This window comes from Escherichia sp. E4930, from assembly GCF_005845405.1.
Lineage (GTDB): Bacteria > Pseudomonadota > Gammaproteobacteria > Enterobacterales > Enterobacteriaceae > Escherichia.
In genome coordinates, this window is the sequence record NZ_VCDZ01000004.1 from 255,947 (window position 1) to 281,561 (window position 25,615).

Below are 25,615 nucleotides of genomic sequence, written 5' to 3' on the forward strand. Positions count from 1 at the left end.
CCCTCTGACTATTCGTTATGCAGGATTAGGAATATCAATAAAGGTCACATCAAGATCGGTATTTTCATTCAACCACTCGCTCAACGCGCGAATACCACCGCGTTCAGTGGCATGGTGACCCGCAGCATAAAAATGCAATCCCTGCTCGCGGGCTGAATGAATGGTCTGTTCAGAAACTTCGCCAGTAATAAAAGCATCCACGCCAAAACGCGCGGCACTATCAATAAAACTTTGCCCACCACCGGTGCACCAGGCGACGCGCTGTACTACCTCCGGGCCGTTGTCGCCACACCACAACGGCTTGCGTCCCAGACGCGCTTCAATCCATGAGGCCAGTTCCAGCCCCGGTACCGGCATGGTCAGTTCGCCCCACGGCACCAGTGGTTCGATCTCGCCCATGACCGTGATCCCCAGTAACGCCGCCAGTTGCGCGTTATTGCCCAGCTCAGGATGTGCGTCAAGTGGCAGATGCCAGCCATACAGGTTGATATCATTCGCCAACAATGTTTTTAAGCGGTTACGCTTCATACCGCGAATTACTGGCGATTCCCCTTTCCAGAAATAACCATGATGCACAATGACCGCATCAGCGCCCAGGCGTACCGCTTCATCGAGTAGCGCCTGGCTGGCGGTGACACCGGTAACAATTTTTTGCACCGTCTCTTTGCCTTCCACCTGCAAACCATTCGGCGCATAATCACTTATCGCCGCGCTGTTCAATTTCTCGTTAATCAGTTGTTCCAGTTCGGTGTTTTTCATCATTGCGCCTTCCATATTCTGATAGCTACTCCGTTAACATAGCGTTCCCTCGCCTGTTCGTCGATAGCCAATCTTTCGACATATTAAGAAACAAACCCATCGCCAAAAGGCGCAAATTGTTTATCTCATAAATGCATAGTTCATGTATATTTATGCAATCAGACAGCATATTGCATAAATAATCAGATCTGTATCAGAGTTTTAACTTTAAGGAAACACACGCACGCCGCGCAACTATTACGTGGTGTCGCATCCAACCGCGGAATTATTATGAATAAACACGCATCACAGCCGCGCGCTATCTACTACGTTGTCGCGCTACAAATCTGGGAATATTTTAGCTTCTACGGCATGCGTGCCTTGCTGATTCTCTATCTCACCAATCAACTGAAATACAACGACACCCACGCTTACGCGTTATTCAGTGCCTACTGTTCGCTGGTGTATGTCACGCCGATCCTCGGCGGTTTTCTGGCGGATAAAGTGCTCGGCAACCGTATGGCGGTAATGCTGGGGGCGTTGTTGATGGCAGTCGGGCATGTGGTGCTGGGCGCCAGCGAAATCCACCCGTCATTCCTCTATCTGTCGCTGGCGATTATCGTTTGTGGCTATGGTCTGTTTAAATCCAACGTCAGTTGCCTGCTTGGTGAACTGTATGAACCGACCGATCCACGTCGCGATGGCGGTTTCTCGCTGATGTATGCGGCGGGTAACGTGGGATCGATTATTGCCCCTATCGCCTGTGGTTACGCCCAGGAAGAGTACAGCTGGGCGATGGGCTTTGGCCTGGCGGCGGTTGGCATGATCGCGGGTCTGGTCATTTTCTTATGCGGCAATCGTCATTTCACACATACCCGCGGCGTTAACAAAAAGGTGCTGCGTGCGACAAACTTTCTCCTGCCGAACTGGGGATGGCTGCTGGTTCTGCTGGTCGCAACGCCTGCGCTGATTACTGTACTGTTCTGGAAAGAGTGGTCGGTATACGCCTTAATTGTCGCGACTATTATTGGCTTGGGTGTATTGGCGAAAATTTATCGCAAAGCAGAAAACCAGAAACAACGTAAGGAGCTGGGGCTGATTGTGACGCTCACCTTCTTCAGCATGTTGTTCTGGGCCTTCGCACAACAGGGCGGCAGCTCGATTAGCCTTTATATCGACCGCTTCGTTAATCGCGATATTTTCGGTTATAGCGTTCCGACCGCCATGTTCCAGTCGATTAATGCTTTTGCTGTGATGTCGTGCGGTGTGTTCCTGGCGTGGGTGGTTAAAGAAAGCGTCGCGGGTAATCGTACCGTGCGCATCTGGGGAAAATTTGCTCTTGGCCTCGGCCTGATGAGCGCCGGGTTCTGTATTCTGAGCTTAAGCGCCCGCTGGTCTGCAATGTATGGCCACTCTTCCCTGCCGCTGATGGTGCTTGGTCTGGCAGTGATGGGGTTTGCCGAACTGTTTATCGATCCGGTTGCTATGTCGCAAATTACGCGTATTGAAATCCCCGGCGTGACCGGCGTATTAACCGGCATTTACATGCTGCTTTCCGGTGCGATTGCTAACTATCTGGCGGGCGTCATTGCCGATCAAACATCGCAAGCTTCGTTTGATGCTTCCGGGGCGCTCAATTACTCCATCAATGCGTATATAGAAGTGTTTGATCAAATCACCTGGGGTGCGCTGGCGTGTGTAGGACTGGTGCTGATGATTTGGCTGTATCAGGCGCTGAAGTTCAGAAACCGTGCGCTGGCGCTGGAGTCTTAATACGCCAACACCGATGCCTGATGCGACGCTTAACGCGTCTTATCAGGCCTGGATGGCCCATTGAATTTGCACTATTTGCCAGGCCGGATAAGGCGTTCATGCCGCATCCGGCATCTGGGCACGAGTCTGTTATTTCCCCCTCCTCGCCGCCTCATACGCTGCCAGCGTTCGCAGCCTCGCCTCTTTGTGATCGACAATCGGCTGTGGATAATCCAGCTTCACGCCCGCTTTCTGCGCCCACTTCCACGGCTCATGCACCGCTTTCCCTGGTACATCGCGCAACTCCGGTACCCACTGGCGGATAAACTCGCCTTCGCAGTCAAATTTCTCGCCCTGGGTTGTCGGGTTAAAAATACGAAAATACGGCGCAGCATCGGTTCCGGTAGAAGCGGCCCACTGCCAGCCGCCGTTATTGGCCGCCAAATCACCATCAATCAGTTGTGACATGAAATACCGCTCGCCTTCGCGCCAGTCGATCAACAAATCTTTCACCAGAAAACTGGCAGTAATCATCCGCAGACGATTATGCATCCAGCCGGTGTTATTAAGCTGACGCATGGCAGCATCAACAATCGGGTATCCCGTTTTACCTTCTTGCCAGGCTTTAAAATGGGCGGGATTGCGCTGCCACTGCACACGCTCCGTCCAGGCAATAAACGGACAATGTTTACACAGCGAAGGATAATACGTCATCAAATGGCGGTAGAACTCGCGCCAGATCAGCTCACTAAGCCAGACACTACCGGCCCCACCGTCCAGCGCCTGCGGCTGTTCCGCCAACAAGCGATGCAAACACTGGCGAGGCGATAACCCGCCCGTTGCCAGGCTGGCGGACAAACGACTGGTGCCTTCCACTGCCGGAAAATCTCGTTGTTGCTCATATTCTCCGGCACCGTTCTGGCAAAACTGGCGTAATTGCGCAATCGCCGCTTTTTCTTCCACCGGGAAATGCGCGGTATCGAAAGACTGACGAGGGTAATTCAGCGTAATGGATGGCGCGGGCTTTATTGATCCGCTACTACGAACTTTTGGTGCACCGACGCACTCCGGCATCCCTTCCCGCAGCCGTTTTAGCCAGGCGTTTTTAAACGGCGTAAAGACTTTGTACATCTCATGATTGCCAGTCATCACCGCGCCCGGCGGCAGGATCACGCTGTCATCAAATCCTTCACACACCACGTTACGCAGCGCTCTTTCAACTTCCACATCCCGCGCCCGCTCATTCACCTCATACTGATAGTTATAAAACAGATGGGTAACACGATTTTCCGCGCACACCTGTTTAACTATTTCGACGCTGGCGACAAAGTCATCCACTTCACGGAACAATAAAGGAATACCTTTTTCCGCCAGTGCAATTTGTAGCCCGTTCAGTTGAACATTGATAAGTTCAGCCTGACGCGGCGACATGTTATGCGCCGCCCACTGGCGTGATGTAGCGATATACAACGCCAGCACGCGTGCAGACGAATTGCGGCAGGCGGCAGCCAGCGCGAGATTATCGTGCAGACGTAAATCCTGGCGAAACCAGACCAGATGGGTGGTCATAAAACTCCTGCATGGCGCAAGTTAATCACACGTGGCCAAAGTTCGAAATAACGCTGCCCTGAAAGCCAGGCGTTAGGATAAAGCGCCATATAGTGTTTGATACGCATCAGCGGCGCAAGAAGCGGTTGCTCGCCACGGCGATAACTGTCGATAAGCGCCGCCAGCTGCTGGCGTTCTGTGGAATCAAGATGCGGGCGAAAATACCCTTGAACGTGCATCAAAACGTTGGTGTGATCGCGCGGGTTGGCGGGGTGAGAAAGCAAAACAATTACGCGTTGGCGGTACTGGTTGTAAAAAACATCCAGATTTTGCCACTGGTGAATATCAGCCACGAACGGGCCAAGTTTGCGGTATTCCGGCTGGGAATGAGCCAGAAAGACGAGTTTATAGCGACTGTGATAATCGAGAAGCGCTCCGCGCGTTAAGCCGTGTGATTTCAGTCGATGTAAGTCATGAAGCGCGAAGATACGGATTAGAGTGCTGTCATCAAATCGTTGCTGATTCATTACTGCTCCTGAACGGTTTACAGGAGTAAGTGTAGACGGCGAAAAGAAAAAAACCGCCAGCGTTTCCGCTGGCGGTTTTCAATGTATTCAGAACTCAGCAATCAGTAAAAATCACCGGTTGCCTTTTCGGCCTGATCCATCCACACCGGTTTATCGCTGGTTTTCGACCAGACGCGATGCAGGTAGCTGTAAAAGCGGGCGCGGTCTTTCCAGAAAAGCATGAAAGGCAGCGCCAGAACGCCCGCTGCAACCGCATAAGTACGGCGTAAAAAGATAAGCCATGCAGGATATTCTCTGTAGAGTTCCATACTTTTCTCCCCTTTTTGTATCTACCCGGTGAATGGCACCGGAAAATGAATTTGTTTATCTGATGAAAATAGTACCGCCTTTTGTGTAATTTTACTACTCATCCGACCACTTATTTTTGCTTATTGATGGTTTATTTACATTCACCGTGTAATTAAGTTACATGAAAGTTAAATTAATACTAATCATTAGTTAAATTATGGCTTTTGCCATTTTTATACTTTTTTTACACCCCGCCCGCAGATTTTTGCGAAATCTTTGCAGCGAGAATTCTACCCTTCCGGTATCACTTTTAGGCCACTGGAGGTGCACTGTGAGTGCAGGCGTGATAGCTGGCGTATTGCTGGTGTTTTTATTACTGGGTTATCTGGTTTATGCCCTGATCAATGCGGAGGCGTTCTGATGGCTGCGCAAGGGTTCTTACTGATCGCCACGTTTTTACTGGTGCTGATGGTGCTGGCGCGCCCTTTAGGCAGTGGGCTGGCGCAGCTGATTAATGACATCCCTCTTCCTGGTACGACGGGCGTTGAACGCATACTCTTTCGCGCGCTTGGCGTCTCTGACCGTGAGATGAACTGGAAGCAGTATCTCTGTGCCATTCTCGGCCTGAACATGCTGGGACTGGTAGTGCTGTTTTTTATGTTGCTCGGTCAGCACTATCTGCCGCTTAATCCACAGCAGTTGCCGGGGCTGTCGTGGGATCTGGCGCTGAATACTGCCGTCAGCTTTGTCACTAATACCAACTGGCAATCTTATAGCGGTGAAACCACGTTGAGCTATTTCAGCCAGATGGCGGGCTTAACGGTGCAAAACTTTCTTTCTGCCGCCAGCGGGATTGCGGTGATTTTTGCCCTTATCCGCGCGTTTACCCGCCAGAGCATGAGCACACTTGGGAATGCCTGGGTCGATCTGCTACGCATCACGTTATGGGTGTTAGCCCCTGTGGCGTTGTTGATCGCGCTGTTTTTTATTCAACAAGGTGCGTTGCAAAACTTTCAGCCTTATCAGGCCGTAACGACCATTGAAGGAGCACAACAGCTGTTACCCATGGGGCCAGTAGCTTCTCAGGAAGCGATCAAGATGCTCGGTACTAACGGCGGTGGCTTCTTTAATGCCAACTCGGCTCATCCGTTTGAAAACCCGACCGCACTGACCAACTTCGTGCAGATGCTGGCGATCTTCTTGATCCCAACAGCGCTGTGCTTTGCCTTTGGCGAAGTGGCGGGCGATCGCCGTCAGGGGCGCATGTTGCTGTGGGCGATGTCGGTGATTTTTGTCATCTGCGTAGGCGTGGTGATGTGGGCAGAAGTTCAGGGTAATCCTCATCTGCTGGCACTGGGCGCGGACAGCAGCATCAATATGGAAGGTAAAGAGAGCCGGTTCGGCGTGCTGGTCAGTAGCCTGTTTGCGGTCGTGACTACGGCGGCTTCCTGTGGCGCGGTGATTGCGATGCATGATTCGTTTACCGCTCTCGGTGGCATGGTGCCGATGTGGCTGATGCAAATTGGTGAAGTGGTATTCGGCGGTGTCGGTTCTGGTCTTTACGGCATGATGCTTTTTGTCCTGCTGGCGGTGTTTATTGCCGGGCTGATGATTGGTCGTACACCGGAATATCTGGGTAAAAAAATCGACGTACGCGAGATGAAACTGACCGCGCTGGCGATTCTGGTCACCCCGACGCTGGTACTGATGGGCGCAGCGCTGGCGATGATGATCGACGCAGGACGTAGCGCCATGCTCAACCCTGGCCCACACGGTTTTAGCGAAGTGCTGTACGCAGTGTCATCCGCCGCCAACAACAACGGCAGCGCCTTTGCCGGATTAAGCGCCAACTCTCCGTTCTGGAACTGTTTGCTGGCGTTGTGCATGTTTGTCGGTCGCTTCGGGGTGATTATCCCGGTGATGGCAATTGCCGGTTCGCTGGTGAGTAAAAAGAGCCAACCCGCCAGCTCCGGCACGCTGCCAACGCACGGCCCGCTGTTTGTTGGCCTGTTAATCGGCACCGTGTTGCTGGTTGGCGCACTGACCTTTATCCCTGCCCTGGCGCTTGGTCCGGTGGCGGAATATCTCTCCTGATGATATTGAGTGAGCACTGAATATGAGTCGTAAACAACTGGCGCTATTCGAACCAACACTTGTCGTTCAGGCGCTGAAAGAAGCGGTGAAAAAATTAAACCCGCAGGCGCAATGGCGCAATCCGGTGATGTTTATCGTCTGGATCGGCAGTCTGCTGACCACCTGTATTAGCATCGCGATGGCAAGCGGTGCGATGCCTGGCAATGCGCTGTTTAGCGCGGCAATTAGCGGCTGGCTGTGGGTCACCGTACTGTTCGCTAATTTCGCCGAGGCGCTGGCTGAAGGCCGCAGTAAAGCGCAGGCCAACAGTCTGAAAGGGGTGAAAAAAACTGCCTTTGCCCGCAAGCTGCGCGAACCGAAATATGGCGCTGCGGCGGACAAAGTTCCCGCCGATCAACTGCGTAAAGGCGATATCGTACTGGTAGAAGCTGGCGATATTATCCCCTGCGATGGTGAAGTCATTGAAGGGGGCGCATCGGTCGATGAAAGCGCCATCACCGGGGAATCGGCACCGGTTATCCGTGAATCCGGCGGCGATTTTGCCTCCGTCACCGGCGGCACGCGCATTCTTTCTGACTGGCTGGTGATTGAGTGCAGCGTTAACCCCGGCGAGACGTTTCTGGATCGGATGATCGCGATGGTGGAAGGCGCGCAGCGACGTAAAACGCCGAACGAAATTGCCCTGACCATCCTGCTGATTGCCCTGACTATCGTCTTTTTACTGGCAACCGCCACGCTGTGGCCGTTTTCCGCGTGGGGCGGTAATGCAGTCAGTGTAACGGTACTGGTGGCGCTGCTGGTCTGTCTGATCCCAACCACTATTGGCGGCCTGTTGTCAGCGATCGGCGTCGCCGGGATGAGTCGGATGCTGGGCGCGAATGTGATTGCCACCAGTGGACGTGCCGTTGAAGCGGCAGGTGACGTTGACGTCCTGCTGCTGGATAAAACCGGCACCATCACGCTGGGTAACCGTCAGGCATCGGAGTTTATCCCCGCGCAGGGCGTAGAGGAAAAAACGCTGGCCGACGCCGCACAACTGGCTTCGCTGGCCGACGAAACGCCGGAAGGCCGCAGTATTGTGATCCTCGCCAAGCAGCGTTTTAACCTGCGCGAGCGCGATGTGCAGTCGCTCCATGCCACCTTTGTACCGTTTACTGCGCAAAGCCGGATGAGCGGGATCAACATCGACAACCGCATGATCCGTAAAGGTTCTGTCGATGCCATTCGCCGCCATGTTGAGGCTAACGGTGGTCACTTCCCTGCCGATGTTGATCAAAAAGTCGATCAGGTTGCGCGTCAGGGAGCCACGCCGCTGGTGGTGGTGGAAGGTTCTCGTGTGCTGGGCGTTATTGCGCTGAAAGATATCGTCAAAGGCGGCATTAAAGAGCGTTTCGCGCAACTACGCCACATGGGCATTAAAACGGTGATGATTACCGGCGATAACCGTCTGACTGCCGCCGCCATTGCTGCGGAAGCGGGTGTTGATGATTTCCTCGCCGAAGCGACACCGGAGGCCAAGCTGGCATTGATCCGTCAGTATCAGGCGGAAGGCCGTTTGGTGGCGATGACCGGCGACGGCACCAACGATGCTCCGGCGCTGGCGCAGGCCGATGTCGCGGTGGCGATGAACTCCGGTACTCAGGCGGCGAAAGAAGCGGGCAATATGGTGGATCTGGACTCTAACCCGACCAAGTTGATCGAAGTGGTGCATATTGGCAAACAGATGCTGATGACCCGTGGCTCGCTGACCACCTTCAGCATTGCCAACGATGTGGCGAAATACTTCGCCATTATTCCGGCGGCGTTCGCGGCAACGTATCCGCAGCTAAATGCGCTGAACATCATGCGCCTGCATTCGCCCGACTCCGCCATTCTCAGTGCGGTCATTTTCAACGCCTTGATTATCGTCTTTTTGATTCCCCTGGCATTAAAAGGCGTGAGTTATAAACCGCTTACCGCTTCTGCCATGTTGCGCCGTAACTTATGGATTTACGGTCTGGGCGGGCTACTGGTGCCGTTTATTGGTATCAAAGTCATTGATTTACTGCTGACCGTTTGCGGTCTGGTGTGAGGTTTACCATGCGTGGATTACGTCCGGCATTATCGACATTTATCTTTCTGTTATTGATTACTGGTGGCGTTTACCCGTTGCTGACCACCGCGCTGGGGCAATGGTGGTTTCCCTGGCAGGCCAACGGTTCGTTGATCCGTGAAGGTGATACGGTACGCGGTTCGGCATTAATCGGGCAGAATTTTACCGGCAACGGCTATTTTCAGGGTCGTCCGTCGGCAACGGCAGAAATGCCCTATAATTCACAGGCTTCTGGCGGGAGCAATCTGGCAGTCAGTAACCCTGAGCTGGATAAACAGATAGCCGCACGCGTTGCTGCATTACGGGCCGCTAACCCGGATGCCAGCACGAGCGTTCCGGTTGAACTGGTGACGGCGTCGGCAAGCGGGCTGGACAATAATATCACCCCGCAAGCGGCGGCCTGGCAAATCCCACGCGTGGCGAAAGCGCGTAATCTCAGCGTTGAACAGCTCACGCAACTGATCGCAAAATACAGCCAACAACCGCTGGTGAAATATATCGGCCAGCCGGTCATCAACATTGTCGAACTCAATCTGGCGCTGGATAAGCTTGATGAATAACGAACCCTTACGTCCCGACCCCGATCGTCTGCTGGAACAAACTGCCGCGCCGCATCGGGGGAAGCTGAAAGTTTTCTTCGGTGCCTGCGCAGGCGTCGGGAAGACCTGGGCGATGCTGGCAGAAGCCCAGCGACTGCGGGCGCAAGGGCTGGATATTGTGGTTGGCGTGGTAGAAACCCACGGGCGGAAAGATACCGCCGCAATGCTGGAAGGTCTGGCTGTTCTGCCACTGAAACGCCAGGCGTATCGTGGGCGGCATATCAGCGAGTTTGATCTTGATGCCGCCCTCGCCCGCCGTCCGGCGCTGATCTTAATGGACGAACTGGCGCACAGTAATGCGCCAGGTTCTCGTCATCCTAAACGCTGGCAGGACATCGAAGAGCTGCTGGAAGCTGGCATTGATGTTTTCACTACCGTCAACGTTCAGCATCTGGAAAGTCTGAATGATGTGGTCAGCGGCGTAACCGGAATTCAGGTACGGGAAACCGTGCCCGATCCTTTTTTCGATGCCGCCGACGACGTGGTGCTGGTGGACTTGCCCCCGGACGATCTGCGCCAGCGGCTGAAAGAAGGCAAAGTCTATATTGCCGGGCAGGCGGAGCGCGCCATTGAACATTTTTTCCGCAAAGGCAATCTGATCGCCCTGCGCGAGCTGGCACTGCGCCGCACTGCCGATCGCGTAGATGAACAAATGCGCGCCTGGCGGGGGCATCCTGGCGAAGAGAAAGTCTGGCACACGCGCGACGCGATCCTTTTATGCATCGGGCATAACACCGGCAGTGAGAAACTGGTCCGCGCGGCGGCGCGGCTGGCGTCACGGCTGGGGAACGTCTGGCACGCGGTGTATGTTGAAACCCCTGCCCTGCACCGCTTACCGGAGAAAAAACGTCGGGCAATTCTCAGCGCCTTACGTCTGGCGCAGGAGCTGGGCGCAGAGACGGCAACACTCTCTGATCCAGCGGAAGAAAAAGCGGTAGTGCGTTATGCCCGTGAACATAATCTCGGCAAGATTATTCTCGGTCGCCCAGCCTCGCGCCGCTGGTGGCGTCGGGAAACGTTTGCTGACCGACTGGCGCGCATCGCCCCCGATCTCGATCAGGTGCTGGTCGCGCTTGATGAACCACCCGCCCGCACGATTAACAACGCGCCGGATAGCCGCTCTTTTAAAGACAAGTGGCGGGTACAGATTCAGGGATGCGTGGTTGCCGCCGCGTTATGCGCCGTTATCACCTTAATTGCCATGCAGTGGCTGATGGCGTTTGATGCCGCCAACCTGGTGATGCTGTATCTGCTTGGCGTGGTGGTGGTGGCGCTGTTTTATGGCCGCTGGCCTTCAGTGGTCGCCACCGTCATTAATGTGGTGAGTTTCGATCTCTTTTTTATCGCCCCACGCGGCACGCTCGCCGTCTCTGATGTGCAATATCTGCTGACCTTCGCGGTGATGTTAACCGTCGGACTGGTGATCGGGAACCTTACTGCGGGTGTGCGTTATCAGGCGCGGGTAGCCCGTTACCGCGAGCAACGCACACGGCACTTATATGAAATGTCCAAAGCTCTGGCGGTGGGCCGCAGTCCGCAGGACATTGCCGCCACCAGCGAACAATTTATTGCCTCCACGTTTCATGCCCGCAGTCAGGTGTTGCTGCCTGATGACAATGGCAAATTGCAGCCGTTAACACATCCGCAAGGAATGACGCCGTGGGACGATGCCATCGCGCAGTGGAGTTTTGATAAAGGCCTGCCTGCGGGCGCGGGCACCGACACGTTACCCGGTGTACCGTACCAGATTTTGCCGCTAAAAAGCGGCGAGAAAACCTACGGACTGGTGGTGGTGGAACCGGGGAATCTGCGTCAGTTGATGATCCCGGAACAGCAGCGCCTGCTGGAGACGTTTACGCTGTTAGTCGCCAATGCGTTTGAGCGGCTGACGCTGACCGCCAGCGAAGAACAGGCGCGGATGGCAAGCGAACGAGAACAGATCCGCAACGCCCTGCTGGCGGCGCTTTCGCACGATTTACGCACTCCGCTTACAGTGCTGTTTGGTCAGGCTGAAATCTTAACGCTCGATCTGGCAAGCGAAGGATCGCCCCACGCCCGCCAGGCCAGCGAGATTCGCCAGCATGTGCTGAACACTACCCGACTGGTGAATAATCTACTGGATATGGCGCGAATTCAGTCCGGCGGCTTTAATTTGAAGAAAGAGTGGTTAACGCTGGAAGAAGTGGTCGGTAGCGCGCTGCAAATGCTGGAACCGGGTTTATCGTCGCCAATCAATCTTTCTCTGCCAGAACCGCTGACCTTAATCCACGTTGACGGGCCACTCTTTGAACGGGTGCTGATTAATCTGCTGGAGAACGCGGTGAAATACGCGGGTCCGCAGGCCGAAATTGGTATCGATGCCCACGTTGAGGACGAAAATCTACAACTGGATGTCTGGGATAACGGCCCCGGTCTTCCGCCAGGCCAGGAGCAGACGATTTTCGATAAGTTTGCTCGCGGGAATAAAGAGTCGGCGGTGCCAGGTGTAGGGCTTGGGCTGGCAATTTGTCGGGCGATTGTGGATGTACACGGCGGCACCATTACCGCGTTCAACCGACCGGAAGGTGGTGCCTGTTTTCGTGTTACACTTCCCCAGCAAACTGCCCCTGAACTTGAAGAATTTCATGAGGATATGTGACAAACGTTCTGATTGTTGAAGATGAACAGGCTATTCGTCGCTTTCTGCGCACGGCGCTGGAAGGCGACGGTATGCGCGTCTTTGAGGCCGAAACGCTGCAACGCGGTTTGCTGGAAGCGGCAACCCGTAAGCCAGATTTGATTATTCTCGATCTCGGCCTGCCCGATGGCGATGGAATTGAGTTTATCCGCGACCTGCGCCAGTGGAGCGCGGTACCGGTGATTGTGCTTTCCGCACGTAGCGAAGAGAGCGACAAAATCGCCGCGCTGGATGCCGGAGCGGATGATTATCTGAGTAAGCCATTTGGCATTGGCGAATTGCAGGCCCGCCTGCGTGTCGCGTTACGCCGCCACTCTGCCACCACGGCGCCCGATCCGCTGGTGAAATTTTCCGATGTTACCGTCGATTTAGCCGCCCGGGTGATTCACCGGGGTGAGGAAGAAGTACATCTAACACCGATTGAGTTCCGTCTGCTGGCCGTGCTGCTCAACAATGCCGGAAAAGTGCTCACCCAGCGCCAGCTCCTTAACCAGGTGTGGGGGCCAAACGCGGTCGAACACAGTCATTATTTGCGTATTTATATGGGACATCTGCGACAAAAACTGGAACAGGATCCCGCTCGCCCCCGCCATTTCATTACTGAAACCGGTATTGGGTATCGGTTTATGCTTTAGGGGTTGAAATGCCGGATGCGGCGTGAACGCCTTATCCGGCCTACGAAATCTACAAAATCGCGCAAATTCAATATATTGCACCATCCTCGTAGGCCTGATAAGCGTAGCGCATCAGGCAGTCATAAGTAAAAAAGGGCGATCTTCCGACCGCCCTTTTTCTTATTTTCTGTGATTACGCGTTTTTCAGAACTTCGCTAACAATCTCAACCGCTTCTTTCTCGATCTGCTTGCGATGTTCTTCACCGAGGAAGCTTTCACAGTAGATCTTATATGCGTCTTCCGTGCCTGACGGACGCGCGGCGAACCAGCCGTTGTCAGTCATCACTTTCAGGCCGCCGATAGAAGCACCGTTGCCAGGTGCTGCGGTCAGGCGCGCGGTGATCGGGTCGCCTGCCAGAGTGCTGGCGCTCACCATTTCCGGAGACAGCTTAGACAATGCCGCTTTTTGTGCGGAAGTCGCAGCTGCCTGCAAACGGTTATAGCTCGGCGCACCAAAGCGTTTTGCCAGTTCGTTGTAGTGTTCCTGCGGGTTCTTACCGGTGACAGCGGTGATTTCCGCCGCCAGCAGACACATAATGATGCCGTCTTTATCGGTGGACCACGGCGTGCCGTCGAAACGCAGGAAGGAAGCCCCAGCGCTCTCTTCGCCGCCAAAGCCGAAGCTGCCGTCGAACAAACCATCAACAAACCATTTGAAACCTACCGGTACTTCTACCAGCTTGCGGCCCAGGTCATTGACCACACGGTCGATCATCGCTGATGAAACCAGCGTTTTACCGACGGCAACATCTTTGCCCCACTCCGGACGATGCTGGAACAGGTAGTTGATCGCCACCGCCAGGTAGTGGTTCGGGTTCATCAAACCAGCCGGAGTGACGATACCGTGACGGTCATAATCCGGGTCGTTGGCAAACGCCAGATCAAACTTATCACGCAGCGCCAGCAGGCCCGCCATCGCACACTCAGAGGAACAATCCATACGGATTGCGCCGTCTTTATCGAGGTGCATAAAGCGGAAGGTTTGATCGACCTGATCGTTAACAATGGTCAGGTTGAGGTTGTAATACTCGCCAATGCGCTTCCAGTATTCGATACCGGAACCGCCCAACGGATCAACACCCAGCGTCAGGCCAGCTTTCTGAATCGCTGCCATATCAACGATATCGGCCAGACCTTCTACGAACGGTTGCACCAGATCTTGCTCTTTCACATGACCAGATGCCATCGCTTCGTCGAGGGAGATACGCTTCACGCCTTTCAGGCCATCGGCCATCAGTGCGTTGGCTCTGTCTTCCACCACTTTAGTGACGTTGGTATCTGCCGGGCCACCATTTGGCGGGTTGTACTTGATACCACCGTCTTCCGGCGGGTTATGGGACGGCGTAATCACGATACCATCTGCCAGAGGTCCACCTTTTTTATTGTGAACCAGAATGGCATTAGAGACGGCAGGTGTCGGAGTGAAGCCATTGTTTTCCTGCACAATAACGTCTACCCCGTTCGCTGCCAGCACTTCCAGTACAGAAATAAACGCAGGTTCGGACAGGGCGTGAGTATCTTTACCCACATAGCAAGGGCCAGTGATGCCGTTTTTCGCCCGTTCTTCGGCAATCGCCTGAGCAATAGCCAGAATGTGCGGCTCGTTAAAGCTATGGCGCGCTGCACTGCCACGGTGACCGGAAGTACCGAATTTCACCGCGTGCTCCGCATTCCCTGCTTCTGGTTTCAGTACATAATATTGCGCCGTCAGTTGGGCGACGTTTATCAAATCACTCTGCTGTGCAGGTTGGCCTGCACGATTGTGGATTGCCATTGCTTTGTCCTTTATCTGCAACGTTGTTTTAAATTGTCCCGCAAACCTTTTCAATCAATTCCGCCGGGAATTGCATCGACTGCATGATGTGTTCAATCATGCTGCATTTACGGCCAGTGTTAGTGTTGGTGATCACCCAATACGGCGTGCCTGGCACATGCTTCGGCTTGGTCTGATTACCATTTTTCAGCAGCGTCTGTTCATCTGCTGCAAAGTAAACGCGCGTGCGGCCGTGCAACGATTCCGTTGCCTCGGCAAACGCCTGGGCGTCAAGAGAATATAGTGTAGACAACAGCAGCATAAAGCGATTGACCGCTCGCTTTTGCTCTGCGTATTCATCGGAAAGCAAAAGTTCACGCATCGCGCGCACTTTGTCTTTCACCGTTTTGATCGGCTTCGCTTCGACGATAGCAGGCGACGCAATGCGAACCTCTTTCGTCACCGGAGCAGCAGGCTGTGATGCGGCGGAAAATTTCAACATACGCCGTAAAATGTCGGATGCGCTCTCGCCGATATGCTTAGTGTGGCTGGCAATATAGCTGTAGAGTTCATCATCAACTTCAATCGTTTTCATCTTAATCCAGTGCGGTGTCTTAGCTGAATACAAGTCGCCAGGAGTATATGAATAAATCCCGGCAGCGGATAGCGTCAAGCCTGGCTTGCAGAAAAAATCGGATTAAACCTTATCTGTTGCAGCCCTGTGGCACAATGGTCAACATAATACCCTAACCCAACTACTCGAAAAAAAGAACTTTGCCATGAAATTGAATATCCGCGCGCAATCTGCACAAAATCAGCATAATAATTCTCCCATCGTCCTCGTCCACGGGTTGTTTGGTAGCCTTGACAACCTCGGCGTGCTGGCGCGCGACCTGGTAAACGATCACAATATCATCCAGGTTGATATGCGAAACCACGGACTTTCGCCACGAGATCCACACATGAATTACCCGGCGATGGCCCAGGATCTTGTTGATACTCTGGATGCGCTGCAGATCGATAAGGCGACATTTATTGGTCACTCAATGGGGGGGAAAGCTGTGATGGCACTGACCGCGTTGGCGCCCGATCGCATCGAGAAACTGGTAGCGATCGATATCGCGCCGGTGGATTATCACGTACGCCGTCATGATGAAATTTTCGCAGCTATCAACGCGGTCAGTGGATCCGACGCGCAAACGCGCCAACAGGCCGCTGTAGTGATGCGCCAATATATTAATGAAGAGGGCGTGATTCAATTCCTGCTGAAATCTTTTGTTGACGGTGAGTGGCGTTTTAACGTGCCAGTATTATGGGATCAGTACCCACATATTGTTGGCTGGGAGAAGATTCCGGCATGGAACCACCCTGCTCTGTTTATTCCTGGCGGCAATTCCCCGTATGTTACTGAACAGTATCGTGATGATTTGCTGGCGCAATTCCCACAAGCACGGGCGCATGTCATTGCAGGCGCGGGTCATTGGGTACACGCAGAAAAACCGGATGCTGTGCTGCGGGCTATCCGTCGCTATCTTAATGATTAACGCAACTGATTAAAAACCCAGCGTCCGCGCGGCATTCCGCGCGTGGGCGTTGGCGAGATTCCTCACGCTGTTGTATTATGGCGGGCTATCCATCCGGGCAGGCGCCTGGCTGATTGTTTCCCCCGAAGTCACCAAGATCATGGCCAAAGAACAAACGGACCGTACGACATTAGATCTGTTCGCGCACGAGCGTCGACCGGGACGACCGAAAACCAATCCGCTTTCGCGCGATGAACAGCTGCGTATTAATAAACGCAACCAGCTAAAACGCGACAAAGTACGTGGCCTTAAGCGTGTCGAACTGAAGCTGAACGCGGAAGCTGTCGAGGCGCTGAACGAGCTGGCGGAGTCGCGCAATATGAGCCGTAGCGAACTGATCGAAGAGATATTGATGCAGCAACTGGCGGCGCTGCGTAATCAGGGCATCGTTTAAATATCCACTTTCGTGTAGCACAGTGTGCAGTCCTGCTCGTTTGCTGATTCCGCAAGACTGCCTGTTCTGCTATGATTGCCTTTATCCGTGGGCAATTTGCCACCCCCATTTCAATAAGTTTCAAGAGGTTATTTCACTCATGGCTATCACTGGCATCTTTTTCGGCAGCGACACCGGTAATACCGAAAATATCGCAAAAATGATTCAAAAACAGCTTGGTAAAGACGTTGCCGATGTCCATGACATTGCAAAAAGCAGCAAAGAAGATCTGGAAGCTTATGACATTCTTCTGCTGGGCATCCCAACCTGGTACTATGGCGAAGCACAGTGTGACTGGGACGACTTCTTCCCGACTCTCGAAGAGATTGATTTCAATGGTAAACTGGTTGCGCTGTTTGGCTGTGGCGACCAGGAAGATTACGCAGAATATTTCTGCGACGCCTTAGGCACCATTCGTGACATCATTGAACCGCGCGGCGCGACCATCGTCGGTCACTGGCCAACTGCGGGCTACCATTTCGAAGCATCAAAAGGTCTGGCGGATGATGACCACTTTGTCGGCCTGGCTATCGACGAAGACCGTCAGCCAGAACTGACCGCCGAACGTGTAGAAAAATGGGTAAAACAAATTTCTGAAGAACTGCATCTCGACGAAATTATCAATGCCTGATGTACTGCGGCGTAGACTCATGTCTACGCCGTATTAATAGATAATGCCAATCAAAATAATTGCTACAAATTTGTAACTTTTGCCGTAGTACCTGTACAATGTTCCAGTATTGAAGTGGCCTTACCGATGTAAATGTAAGCTAAGCCACGTTTTTATTAACAATATTTGCCAGGGACTTGTAGTTTTCATTTAGGCATGGCAAATCTATAATGATACGCATTATCTCAAGAGCAAATTCTGTCACTTCTTTTAATGAAGTGAACCGCTTAGTAACAGGACAGATTCCGCATGACTGATAACAATACCGCCCTAAAGAAAGCTGGCCTGAAAGTAACGCTTCCTCGCTTAAAAATCCTGGAAGTTCTTCAGGAGCCGGACAACCATCACGTCAGTGCGGAAGATTTATACAAGCGTCTGATCGATATGGGTGAAGAAATTGGTCTGGCTACGGTATATCGCGTACTGAACCAGTTTGACGACGCCGGTATCGTCACCCGCCACAATTTTGAAGGCGGTAAATCCGTATTTGAACTGACTCAACAACATCACCACGATCACCTGATCTGCCTCGACTGTGGCAAGGTTATCGAGTTTAGTGATGAATCTATCGAAGCGCGTCAGCGTGAAATTGCCGCGAAGCATGGCATTCGCCTGACTAACCATAGTCTCTATCTTTACGGTCACTGTGCCGAAGGCGATTGCCGCGAAGATGAGCACGCGCACGAAGGCAAATAAGTCAGCCTGAATGAGAAAAAGCCAACCTGCGGGTTGGCTTTTTTATACAAGGGAAATAAGAAAAGCGAGAGTTACAGCCCTCACTTATTTGTTATTACTGCGAATTTCCTGCCAGACCTTATCACAATCGGCTTTCACTGCCTGGTCATTACCGGTTTGCGTTGCCTGGATGCACTGCTGATAATCCAGCACGCGGACACTTTCCTGCTCAGCAAATTGCTGATGTTGTTTCTCTTTCTTCAGCACGTTTAACACGCTCTGACAGGCTTCAATTTTTTCCGGCGAACCTTGCGCGGTATTGATACAGGCGCTGTACGCCTCTTTCAGGCGGCTGTCTTCCTGTGGCGCGGTTGATTGCGCACAAGCCACCAGCCCCGATGCCATCATGGCGATGAGAATCAGTTTTTTCATAGCGAATTCCTCAAATGTGCGGCAGGCACAAAACCTGCCGCGTCGGGCATCAGAAGATGGTGAATGGTGCGATTACCATGAATTTCACGTCGCGCTCATCCTGGAAGATGTTACCGTAACCGCCGCCCCAGCTTGGGATGTCGGAGTGGTTGTCGTATTCGGTGAAGTGCAGTTTGAACATCGTGCCTTTGGCGCGGCCGTCCTGAATGGTGTAAACCGCATCCAGGCTGTATGCAGACTCTTCAATAGTCCGGTTCTTGTCGTAGTACGCATCCGGATTGCTCTGCCAGGTCGCAGGTTTAGCATCCCATGCGTAAACGTAGGAGGCGCCGATGGCGAAGCCTGGAAGATTCCAGTTTTTCAGGTCATACATCGCGCCGAAGAAGACCGCTTTTTCGCCGTTGGCGTTAAAGTCAGAACGGTTATCCCACCAGATATCCAGGCGACCGTTAGAGGAAGCATAGGTTGGGGTCATACGTTGCAGGAAGTATCCCTGCTGGCCGTCAGCCTTAACCCAGGTGCCTTCCAGACGCAAATCCACTACATCAGCCGCCCGGTAACCAAAGGTCAATGCCTGCAACCAGGCGGTGCCGTCATAAAGATCGTTGACGCTGCGATCGTCAACTTTATCGCGCGTACCGTAGAACTGGTAGCTGGTGGTTAGCGGGCTACCAGCGATATCAAATTTATAGCTGGCTTTGGCAAAGTACTGATCGATATACCCTTCCGCCTGACCAAACGCCGCTTCCAGCACGAAGTTATTTTTGAAGTCGTATTTCGCACCGATGGAGTGCAGATAATCAACTTTGGTGGTTTTATCATTCTGATAAAACTCATCCATTTCCAGATGCCACGGCGCTTTGTATTCGTTGGTCCACATGTAGGAGAAACTCAACGCACCAGCATCGCCGTAATCAAAATTCGCCCCGGCTTCCGCACCCTGATAAGTACCCGGCATAAAGCTCCAGTGCGGCGCTAACAGCGTTTGACCTGTTGGCTGAATGTAACCTGCCCTCGCCCACACCGGACCGTATTTAAATTTGGCCGCTGCTTTATACAGGCTTATACCACTTTTATCGCCGGACCAGTCTTCGTCATAGGCTTTATTACTTTTTGAAAACGCGATTTCGTTCGGGTGAGAGCTGTCGCCGTTTTCCGCCATTTCAATCGCCGTAAACGCGGCAATATCAAGGCCGAACATATCAGCAGCATAACCGGACTGAAAATCGAGGTTGGCGTTCCAGGTGGAGTGAGAAAGGTTGGTTTTGTATTTGTCGCCGTCGGTAACATCTTTACGGTCACGTTCACGCTGCCAGTAATAGATACCGCCGGTTAAGGTTGAATCGTCGATGAATCCTTCGGCGCGAGCTCCGGCATTGCCACCAGGCCCGACATTGCTGTAACACCGGCGATAGCCAGCGCCAGCGTACTACGTTTGCCACTAAACGTACGCATGGGTTAATCCTCTTTGACGTATAAATTGCTGCACCACAGGTGAACAGCGAAAAAAAAAATAAAAATTAAAAAAGTAGCGTTGAGAAAAGTCTCGCTGACTACAGGAATAGACTATTTTTCGCGACGCGAATTATCAATCTCTTTCTGTAACGAGAATGTAAGAACATGAGCAACCGCACATATTTTGATGATTTTTGTTACAAGGTTTAAGTTTGCAGTAGAAAGGCTTGTAGAAGAATAAAAGCGTGAATTTCCAGCAAGATGAAAGCGGTTACATTTTATTTAATTATGATTTGTAATTTTAAATTTGTTTTATGGATAAATTGCGAAGCGGAATTAATTCGCGAAGAAAAGCAGAAAAAACGCCGCTGAACGCGGCGTTTTTGGATTGTTTGCATGTTTCTTGCCGGATGCGGCGTGAACGCCTTATCCGGCCTACAAAAGCACGCAAATTCAATACATTGCAGAGATCACGTAGGCCTGATAAGCGAAACGCATCAGGCAGTTTAGCGTTTGAAACTGTTTATCTGTTCCTTGCCGGATGCGGCGTAAACGCCCCATCCGGCATAGCGAAACTTAAAATTACTCGCCTACTTTCGCCCAGGTATCACGCAGTCCAACGGTGCGGTTAAATACCGGTTTTTCCGCTGTGGAATGGCGGCTGTCGAGGCAGAAATAGCCTTCACGCTCAAACTGGAATGCTTTACCTGCCACCGCATCTTTCAGAGACGGTTCAGCAAAGCCCTGTTTGATGACCAGAGAATCCTGGTTAATCACCGACAGGAAATCATCCGCAGCGCCTGGATTCGGCACACTGAACAGACGATCGTACAGGCGGATTTCAACCGGCAGCGCATGTGCCGCGCTTACCCAGTGAATAACGCCTTTGACTTTACGACCATCAGCCGGATCTTTGCTTAAGGTGTCGGCGTCATAAGTACAGAAGATGGTGGTGATATTGCCTTCGGCATCTTTCTCCACGCGTTCCGCTTTAATCACGTAAGCATTACGCAGACGCACTTCTTTACCCAGCACCAGACGTTTGTACTGCTTGTTAGCTTCTTCGCGGAAATCGGCGCGATCGATCCAAATCTCACCGCTAAACGGCACCTGACGGCTGCCCATTTCCGGTTTATTCGGATGGTTCGGCATGGTGACCATTTCGCCTTCGCCCTGATAGTTTTCGATAACCAGTTTCACCGGATCGATAACTGCCATTGCACGCGGCGCGTTCTCGTTGAGGTCTTCACGAATGCAGGATTCCAGCGACGCCATCTCAATGGTGTTGTCCTGCTTGGTCACGCCAATGCGTTTACAGAACTCACGAATAGAAGCCGCAGTGTAACCACGACGACGCAGACCGGAAATGGTCGGCATACGCGGATCATCCCAACCTTCTACGTGCTTGTCGGTGACCAGTTGGTTCAGCTTACGCTTGGACATCACGGTGTATTCCAGATTCAGGCGCGAGAATTCGTACTGGCGCGGATGAACAGGAATGGTGATGTTGTCCAGTACCCAGTCGTACAGACGGCGGTTGTCCTGGAACTCCAGCGTACACAGAGAGTGCGTAATGCCTTCCAGCGCATCGCTGATGCAGTGGGTGAAGTCGTACATCGGGTAGATGCACCACTTGTTGCCGGTCTGGTGGTGTTCAGCAAACTTAATGCGGTACAGCACCGGATCGCGCATCACGATAAACGGCGAAGCCATGTCGATTTTCGCGCGCAGGCAGGCTTTACCTTCTTCAAAACCGCCGGTACGCATTTTCTCGAACAGCGCCAGGTTCTCTTCAACGCTGCGGTCGCGGTACGGGCTGTTTTTACCCGGCTGCGTCAGGGTGCCGCGGTATTCGCGGATCTGTTCCGGTGTCAGTTCATCAACGTACGCCAGGCCTTTATTGATCAGTTCAACAGCATAGGCGTGGAGCTGATCAAAATAATCGGAGGAGTAACGGACGTTACCAGACCAGTGAAAACCTAACCACTCAACGTCGTTTTTGATCGAATCGACATACTCGATATCTTCTTTTACCGGGTTAGTGTCGTCGAAACGCAGGTTGCACTGGCCTTTATAGTCCTGGGCGATCCCGAAGTTCAGGCAGATAGATTTCGCATGGCCAATATGCAGATAGCCATTCGGCTCCGGCGGAAAACGGGTGTGTACTGTGGTGTGCTTACCACTGGCCAGATCTTCATCGATGATCTGACGAATAAAGTTAGTCGGGCGGGCTTCTGCCTCACTCATCGTGGATTCCTCAAAGCGTAAACAACGTATAACGGCGTATGATCTTATAAGCGGGACAGGCTGACAACTGTTAGTTAGAGAAAATCGAAAAATCTAACAAAGATTATGGGGATGATTGATGAAAAAAAAAGCGGCAGAGAAGATCTCCACCGCTTTTGCCTGTCCTGCGTCATTGTTGGATGCGACGCTTATGCGTCTTATCCAACCTACACAGCGCTTTTGTCGGCCTGATAAGACGCGTCAAGCGTCGCATCAGGCATAAAGCAGATTACTTTTTGATATCATACAGCGGTGTTTGACCCGCCACAACATGGCCCTGAGCTTTAATGATCAAGCCGCTGAAATCGTCGATATTGCTGCAAACCACCGGGCTAATCATCGAGCGGGCGTTAGCGTTCAGGTAATCCAGATCCATTTCCAGAATCGGTTGCCCTGCGCTTACCTGCGCGCCCTCTTCCACCAGACGTTTAAAGCCTTTACCTTCCAGCGCTACGGTGTCGATACCCATGTGGACGACGATCTCTGCGCCTTTTTCAGTTTCAAGGCAGAACGCGTGGTTGGTGTTGAAGATTTTCACGATGGTTCCCGCCGCTGGTGATACAACGATTTTATCCGTCGGTTTCACCGCCACACCGTCGCCCACGGCTTTGCTGGCGAACGCTTCGTCTGGCACCTGATCCAGTGCGACAACATCACCGGTAATTGGCGATACCAGCTCAGCGATAGACACTGCGTTTGGTACAGCCTGCGGTTTCGCTACCGGAGCGGCAGTTGCCGGAGCAGCTTCAGCAGAAGCAGCCGCTACCGGGCCACGAGCAACGACTTTCTTCATCGCATCGCCGATGGATTCTGCTTTCGCGCCGACAATCACCTGGATGGTCTGTTTGTTCAGTTTCACCACACCAGAGGCCCCCAGGCGTTTACACATCGCATCGTTGACACGTGCTGAGTCAGCCACAGTCAAGCGCAGACGAGTAATACAGGCGTCAATCGCTTTTAGATTGTCACTACCACCAACTGCCGCAATGTAGTTGGTTGCCAGTTGAGTTAAGCCTTCTTCGGTATTGCTGTTCGCTTCTTCAGTAACGATCTCGTCATCTTTATCTTCACGACCTGGCGTTTTCAGGTTGAACATACGGATAACCGCACTGAACACCACAAAGTAGATAGCGAAGAAAACAACGCCCATCACCAGCAGCATCCAGACGTTCTGGCTGGCTGCTGGCAGGTTGTACATCAACGCGTAGTCGATAGCGCCCGCAGAGAAGGAGAAGCCCGCGTGGATCCCCAGCAACGTTGCCACAAATAGACTGATACCCGTCAGCAGTGCGTGCAGGAGGTACAGCAGCGGAGCAAGGAACATAAACAGGAATTCCAGCGGCTCAGTCACACCGGTCAGGAACGCGGTGATAGCAACAGAAAGCAGCATCCCGCCAACCATCGGGCGACGCTCTTTCGGTGCTGCGAAGTACATCGCCAGCGCCGCACCTGGCAGACCGAACATCATGATCGGGAAGAAGCCAGACATGAACATCCCCGCAGTGCCGTCGCCCGCATAGAAGCGGTTGATGTCACCGTGGAAAACCGTACCCGCAGAGTTGGTGAATTCACCAATCTGGAACCAGGCGATGGTATTCAGTACCTGATGCAGACCGGTTGGGATCAGCAGACGGTTGATGAAACCAAAGATACCTGAACCCAGCGCGCCCGCAGAAACGATCCACTCGCCGCCTGCATGGATAGCGTGCTGTACCGGCGGCCAGACGTAACCAAAAATGGCTGCCAGCACCAGGCAGAAGAAGCCGGTGGCGATCGGCACAAAACGTTTGCCGCCGAAGAAGCTCAGGAAGTCCGGCAGTTTAATATCAGACCAACGGTTATAGGCTGCACCACCGACCAGACCGGTAATGATACCTGCCAGAACCCCCATGTTAATTTCTGGGTTGATGGTCACCATCGCTTTAGTTAACACAAAGTAACCAACCGCACCCGCCAACGCAGCTGCACCTGCACTGTCTTTGGACCAGCTGGAGGCCACGCCGATCGCAAAGATCAACGCCAGGTTATCAAAAATCGCGCCGCCTGCCTGGGCAATAAACGCAACATTAAGTAAATCTGGCTGGCCGAATCGCAGCAACAGTGCCGCCACCGGCAGCACCGCGATAGGGAGCTGTAACGCCCTACCGAGTCGCTGGAAAAAACCTAAAATATTCATCTTATTCCCCCTACGAGAACCCTATTTGGCTCGTTTAAAGCCGTATTTTTATTTTGCAGCAAATTGTGCTGCCGATGTTCTGTAATCAAGTTGTTAGATCATCTGCTACAGAGTGTGTGAAAATTTAATTCGTACCGCAAATTAAACGCGCGTCTTTTGTGAGTTTTGTCACCAAATATCGTTATAATTACTCCCTTTTACTGGCTAAACCAGAAAACTTATTTTATCATTCAAAAAATCAGGTCGGATTGACGCCTGTCTGCGCAAATCCAGGTTACGCTTAAAGATGCCTAATCCGCCAACGGCTTACTTTTTACTTACTTGAGGTGAATAATGAGACTGATCCCCCTGACTACCGCTGAACAGGTCGGCAAATGGGCTGCTCGCCATATCGTTAATCGTATTAATGCGTTCAAACCGACAGCCGATCGTCCGTTTGTGCTTGGCCTGCCGACTGGCGGCACGCCGATGACCACCTATAAAGCGTTAGTCGAAATGCATAAAGCAGGCCAGGTCAGCTTTAAGCACGTTGTCACCTTCAACATGGACGAATATGTCGGTCTGCCGAAGGAGCATCCGGAAAGCTACTACAGTTTTATGCACCGTAACTTCTTCGATCACGTTGATATTCCAGCAGAAAATATCAACCTTCTCAACGGCAACGCCCCGGATATCGACGCCGAATGCCGCCAATATGAAGAAAAAATTCGCTCTTACGGTAAAATTCATCTGTTTATGGGCGGTGTAGGTAACGACGGTCACATTGCATTTAACGAACCGGCCTCTTCTCTTGCCTCTCGCACCCGTATCAAAACCCTGACACATGACACTCGCGTCGCAAACTCTCGTTTCTTTGATAACGATGTTAATCAGGTGCCAAAATATGCGCTGACCGTAGGTGTGGGTACACTGCTGGATGCCGAAGAAGTGATGATTCTGGTGCTGGGCAGCCAGAAAGCCCTGGCACTGCAGGCCGCAGTTGAAGGTTGCGTTAACCACATGTGGACCATCAGCTGTCTGCAACTGCATCCGAAAGCGATCATGGTGTGTGATGAACCGTCCACCATGGAGCTAAAGGTTAAGACTTTAAGATATTTCAACGAATTAGAAGCAGAAAATATCAAAGGTCTGTAATTGTTATCCCTGCCCTGACGCCTTGCTCA

Annotated in this window: 22 protein-coding genes and 1 pseudogene; 13 read left to right on the top strand and 10 right to left on the bottom strand. The window is 52.5% G+C overall.

What is annotated here, in order from left to right; all coding sequences use genetic code 11:
- Positions 1-15 precede the first annotated feature (15 nt).
- Positions 16-759, bottom strand: a complete 744-nt coding sequence (gene ybgI, locus FFT88_RS08160; protein WP_130224268.1) for a radiation resistance protein YbgI — start codon at positions 757-759, stop codon at positions 16-18.
- 270 nt (positions 760-1,029) lie between these two features.
- Between ybgI and dtpD the strand changes: the two genes are divergently transcribed.
- On the top strand, positions 1,030-2,511 hold the full coding sequence (dtpD, locus tag FFT88_RS08165; protein ID WP_135404588.1) for a dipeptide permease DtpD: 1,482 nt from the start codon (positions 1,030-1,032) through the stop codon (positions 2,509-2,511).
- Between the two features lie 129 nt (positions 2,512-2,640).
- Here the strand turns inward: dtpD and phrB are convergent, their stop codons facing one another.
- The 3 genes from phrB to FFT88_RS08180 all read right to left on the bottom strand — a co-directional run bounded on the left by phrB (position 2,641) and on the right by FFT88_RS08180 (position 4,873).
- Positions 2,641-4,059, bottom strand: a complete 1,419-nt coding sequence (gene phrB, locus FFT88_RS08170; protein ID WP_135404589.1) for a deoxyribodipyrimidine photo-lyase — start codon at positions 4,057-4,059, stop codon at positions 2,641-2,643.
- Positions 4,056-4,565 (bottom strand): YbgA family protein, encoded by a 510-nt coding sequence (locus FFT88_RS08175; RefSeq protein WP_135404590.1) that lies wholly within the window; start codon positions 4,563-4,565, stop codon positions 4,056-4,058. Before FFT88_RS08175 ends, phrB begins: the two co-directional genes overlap by 4 nt.
- 101 nt (positions 4,566-4,666) lie before the next feature.
- Complete coding sequence (locus FFT88_RS08180) at positions 4,667-4,873, bottom strand: YbfA family protein (protein WP_000424924.1); 207 nt, start codon at positions 4,871-4,873, stop codon at positions 4,667-4,669.
- Positions 4,874-5,184: 311 nt separating this feature from the next.
- Here FFT88_RS08180 and kdpF point away from each other — a divergent pair, with 311 nt between their 5' ends.
- From kdpF to kdpE, 6 genes are read left to right on the top strand one after another with little or no spacing between them, the layout of a single operon-like run.
- Complete coding sequence (gene kdpF / locus FFT88_RS08185; protein ID WP_001365534.1) at positions 5,185-5,274, top strand: K(+)-transporting ATPase subunit F; 90 nt, start codon at positions 5,185-5,187, stop codon at positions 5,272-5,274.
- Positions 5,274-6,947 (top strand): potassium-transporting ATPase subunit KdpA, encoded by a 1,674-nt coding sequence (gene kdpA, locus FFT88_RS08190; protein ID WP_135404591.1) that lies wholly within the window; start codon positions 5,274-5,276, stop codon positions 6,945-6,947. The genes kdpF and kdpA overlap by 1 nt, the downstream gene beginning before the upstream one ends.
- Before the next feature lie 22 nt (positions 6,948-6,969).
- Positions 6,970-9,018 carry a potassium-transporting ATPase subunit KdpB gene (gene kdpB, locus FFT88_RS08195; RefSeq protein WP_135404592.1) on the top strand — a complete coding sequence of 683 codons (2,049 nt, stop codon included), beginning with the start codon at positions 6,970-6,972 and terminating at the stop codon, positions 9,016-9,018.
- Positions 9,019-9,026: 8 nt separating this feature from the next.
- Positions 9,027-9,599, top strand: coding sequence for a K(+)-transporting ATPase subunit C (kdpC, locus tag FFT88_RS08200; RefSeq protein WP_135404593.1), 573 nt, complete (start codon positions 9,027-9,029; stop codon positions 9,597-9,599).
- Positions 9,592-12,276, top strand: coding sequence for a two-component system sensor histidine kinase KdpD (kdpD, locus tag FFT88_RS08205; protein WP_135404594.1), 2,685 nt, complete (start codon positions 9,592-9,594; stop codon positions 12,274-12,276). Before kdpC ends, kdpD begins: the two co-directional genes overlap by 8 nt.
- Complete coding sequence (gene kdpE, locus FFT88_RS08210; protein ID WP_000186076.1) at positions 12,273-12,950, top strand: two-component system response regulator KdpE; 678 nt, start codon at positions 12,273-12,275, stop codon at positions 12,948-12,950. Before kdpD ends, kdpE begins: the two co-directional genes overlap by 4 nt.
- A 172-nt stretch (positions 12,951-13,122) precedes the next feature.
- Here the strand turns inward: kdpE and pgm are convergent, their stop codons facing one another.
- Both pgm and seqA read right to left on the bottom strand, forming a co-directional pair.
- Positions 13,123-14,763: a phosphoglucomutase (alpha-D-glucose-1,6-bisphosphate-dependent) gene (gene pgm, locus FFT88_RS08215; RefSeq protein ID WP_135404595.1), complete on the bottom strand. Its 1,641-nt coding sequence runs from the start codon at positions 14,761-14,763 to the stop codon at positions 13,123-13,125.
- A 28-nt stretch (positions 14,764-14,791) separates the two neighbouring features.
- Positions 14,792-15,337, bottom strand: coding sequence for a replication initiation negative regulator SeqA (gene seqA, locus FFT88_RS08220; protein WP_024180018.1), 546 nt, complete (start codon positions 15,335-15,337; stop codon positions 14,792-14,794).
- A 184-nt stretch (positions 15,338-15,521) separates the two neighbouring features.
- Between seqA and ybfF the strand changes: the two genes are divergently transcribed.
- From ybfF to fur, 5 genes are all read left to right on the top strand, one after another.
- Positions 15,522-16,286: an esterase gene (gene ybfF, locus FFT88_RS08225; protein ID WP_130215032.1), complete on the top strand. Its 765-nt coding sequence runs from the start codon at positions 15,522-15,524 to the stop codon at positions 16,284-16,286.
- A gap of 139 nt (positions 16,287-16,425) precedes the next feature.
- The gene (gene ybfE / locus FFT88_RS08230) at positions 16,426-16,719 is read left to right on the top strand and encodes a LexA regulated protein (RefSeq protein ID WP_064528940.1); all 294 of its coding nucleotides are present in this window, start codon (positions 16,426-16,428) and stop codon (positions 16,717-16,719) included.
- A gap of 139 nt (positions 16,720-16,858) precedes the next feature.
- Entirely contained in the window at positions 16,859-17,389 is a 531-nt protein-coding gene (gene fldA / locus FFT88_RS08235) for a flavodoxin FldA (RefSeq protein ID WP_010346538.1), read from the top strand.
- A gap of 209 nt (positions 17,390-17,598) precedes the next feature.
- Complete coding sequence (gene uof / locus FFT88_RS08240) at positions 17,599-17,685, top strand: fur leader peptide (protein ID WP_010380762.1); 87 nt, start codon at positions 17,599-17,601, stop codon at positions 17,683-17,685.
- Positions 17,678-18,124, top strand: coding sequence for a ferric iron uptake transcriptional regulator (gene fur, locus FFT88_RS08245; protein WP_000131706.1), 447 nt, complete (start codon positions 17,678-17,680; stop codon positions 18,122-18,124). Before uof ends, fur begins: the two co-directional genes overlap by 8 nt.
- 84 nt (positions 18,125-18,208) lie before the next feature.
- On the opposite strand, the gene chiQ is transcribed toward fur, so the two are convergent.
- The 4 genes and pseudogenes from chiQ to nagE all read right to left on the bottom strand — a co-directional run bounded on the left by chiQ (position 18,209) and on the right by nagE (position 24,452).
- The gene (gene chiQ, locus FFT88_RS08250) at positions 18,209-18,535 is read right to left on the bottom strand and encodes a ChiQ/YbfN family lipoprotein (protein ID WP_000733594.1); all 327 of its coding nucleotides are present in this window, start codon (positions 18,533-18,535) and stop codon (positions 18,209-18,211) included.
- Positions 18,536-18,584: 49 nt separating this feature from the next.
- Positions 18,585-19,990 (bottom strand): annotated as a pseudogene (chiP, locus tag FFT88_RS08255) (chitoporin).
- Between the two features lie 582 nt (positions 19,991-20,572).
- Entirely contained in the window at positions 20,573-22,237 is a 1,665-nt protein-coding gene (glnS, locus tag FFT88_RS08260) for a glutamine--tRNA ligase (RefSeq protein WP_130215038.1), read from the bottom strand.
- Positions 22,238-22,505: 268 nt separating this feature from the next.
- On the bottom strand, positions 22,506-24,452 hold the full coding sequence (nagE, locus tag FFT88_RS08265) for a PTS N-acetyl glucosamine transporter subunit IIABC (RefSeq protein ID WP_135404596.1): 1,947 nt from the start codon (positions 24,450-24,452) through the stop codon (positions 22,506-22,508).
- 333 nt (positions 24,453-24,785) lie between these two features.
- On the opposite strand from nagE, the gene nagB reads away from it, so the two are divergent.
- On the top strand, positions 24,786-25,586 hold the full coding sequence (gene nagB, locus FFT88_RS08270) for a glucosamine-6-phosphate deaminase (protein WP_001237072.1): 801 nt from the start codon (positions 24,786-24,788) through the stop codon (positions 25,584-25,586).
- The last annotated feature ends 29 nt before the right edge of the window (positions 25,587-25,615 follow it).

What these genes read in the sequence shown, in the direction of transcription:
- fldA (WP_010346538.1), top strand. Translation starts at nt 16,859, where the DNA reads ATGGCTATCACTGGCATCTTTTTCGGCAGCGACACCGGTAATACCGAA.
- glnS (WP_130215038.1), bottom strand. Translation starts at nt 22,237, where the DNA reads ATGAGTGAGGCAGAAGCCCGCCCGACTAACTTTATTCGTCAGATCATC.
- ybfE (WP_064528940.1), top strand. Translation starts at nt 16,426, where the DNA reads ATGGCCAAAGAACAAACGGACCGTACGACATTAGATCTGTTCGCGCAC.
- pgm (WP_135404595.1), bottom strand. Translation starts at nt 14,763, where the DNA reads ATGGCAATCCACAATCGTGCAGGCCAACCTGCACAGCAGAGTGATTTG.
- kdpB (WP_135404592.1), top strand. Translation starts at nt 6,970, where the DNA reads ATGAGTCGTAAACAACTGGCGCTATTCGAACCAACACTTGTCGTTCAG.
- kdpC (WP_135404593.1), top strand. Translation starts at nt 9,027, where the DNA reads ATGCGTGGATTACGTCCGGCATTATCGACATTTATCTTTCTGTTATTG.
- nagB (WP_001237072.1), top strand. Translation starts at nt 24,786, where the DNA reads ATGAGACTGATCCCCCTGACTACCGCTGAACAGGTCGGCAAATGGGCT.
- kdpA (WP_135404591.1), top strand. Translation starts at nt 5,274, where the DNA reads ATGGCTGCGCAAGGGTTCTTACTGATCGCCACGTTTTTACTGGTGCTG.
- kdpD (WP_135404594.1), top strand. Translation starts at nt 9,592, where the DNA reads ATGAATAACGAACCCTTACGTCCCGACCCCGATCGTCTGCTGGAACAA.
- uof (WP_010380762.1), top strand. Translation starts at nt 17,599, where the DNA reads ATGATACGCATTATCTCAAGAGCAAATTCTGTCACTTCTTTTAATGAA.
- seqA (WP_024180018.1), bottom strand. Translation starts at nt 15,337, where the DNA reads ATGAAAACGATTGAAGTTGATGATGAACTCTACAGCTATATTGCCAGC.
- phrB (WP_135404589.1), bottom strand. Translation starts at nt 4,059, where the DNA reads ATGACCACCCATCTGGTCTGGTTTCGCCAGGATTTACGTCTGCACGAT.
- nagE (WP_135404596.1), bottom strand. Translation starts at nt 24,452, where the DNA reads ATGAATATTTTAGGTTTTTTCCAGCGACTCGGTAGGGCGTTACAGCTC.
- fur (WP_000131706.1), top strand. Translation starts at nt 17,678, where the DNA reads ATGACTGATAACAATACCGCCCTAAAGAAAGCTGGCCTGAAAGTAACG.
- FFT88_RS08180 (WP_000424924.1), bottom strand. Translation starts at nt 4,873, where the DNA reads ATGGAACTCTACAGAGAATATCCTGCATGGCTTATCTTTTTACGCCGT.
- ybgI (WP_130224268.1), bottom strand. Translation starts at nt 759, where the DNA reads ATGAAAAACACCGAACTGGAACAACTGATTAACGAGAAATTGAACAGC.
- dtpD (WP_135404588.1), top strand. Translation starts at nt 1,030, where the DNA reads ATGAATAAACACGCATCACAGCCGCGCGCTATCTACTACGTTGTCGCG.
- FFT88_RS08175 (WP_135404590.1), bottom strand. Translation starts at nt 4,565, where the DNA reads ATGAATCAGCAACGATTTGATGACAGCACTCTAATCCGTATCTTCGCG.
- ybfF (WP_130215032.1), top strand. Translation starts at nt 15,522, where the DNA reads ATGAAATTGAATATCCGCGCGCAATCTGCACAAAATCAGCATAATAAT.
- chiQ (WP_000733594.1), bottom strand. Translation starts at nt 18,535, where the DNA reads ATGAAAAAACTGATTCTCATCGCCATGATGGCATCGGGGCTGGTGGCT.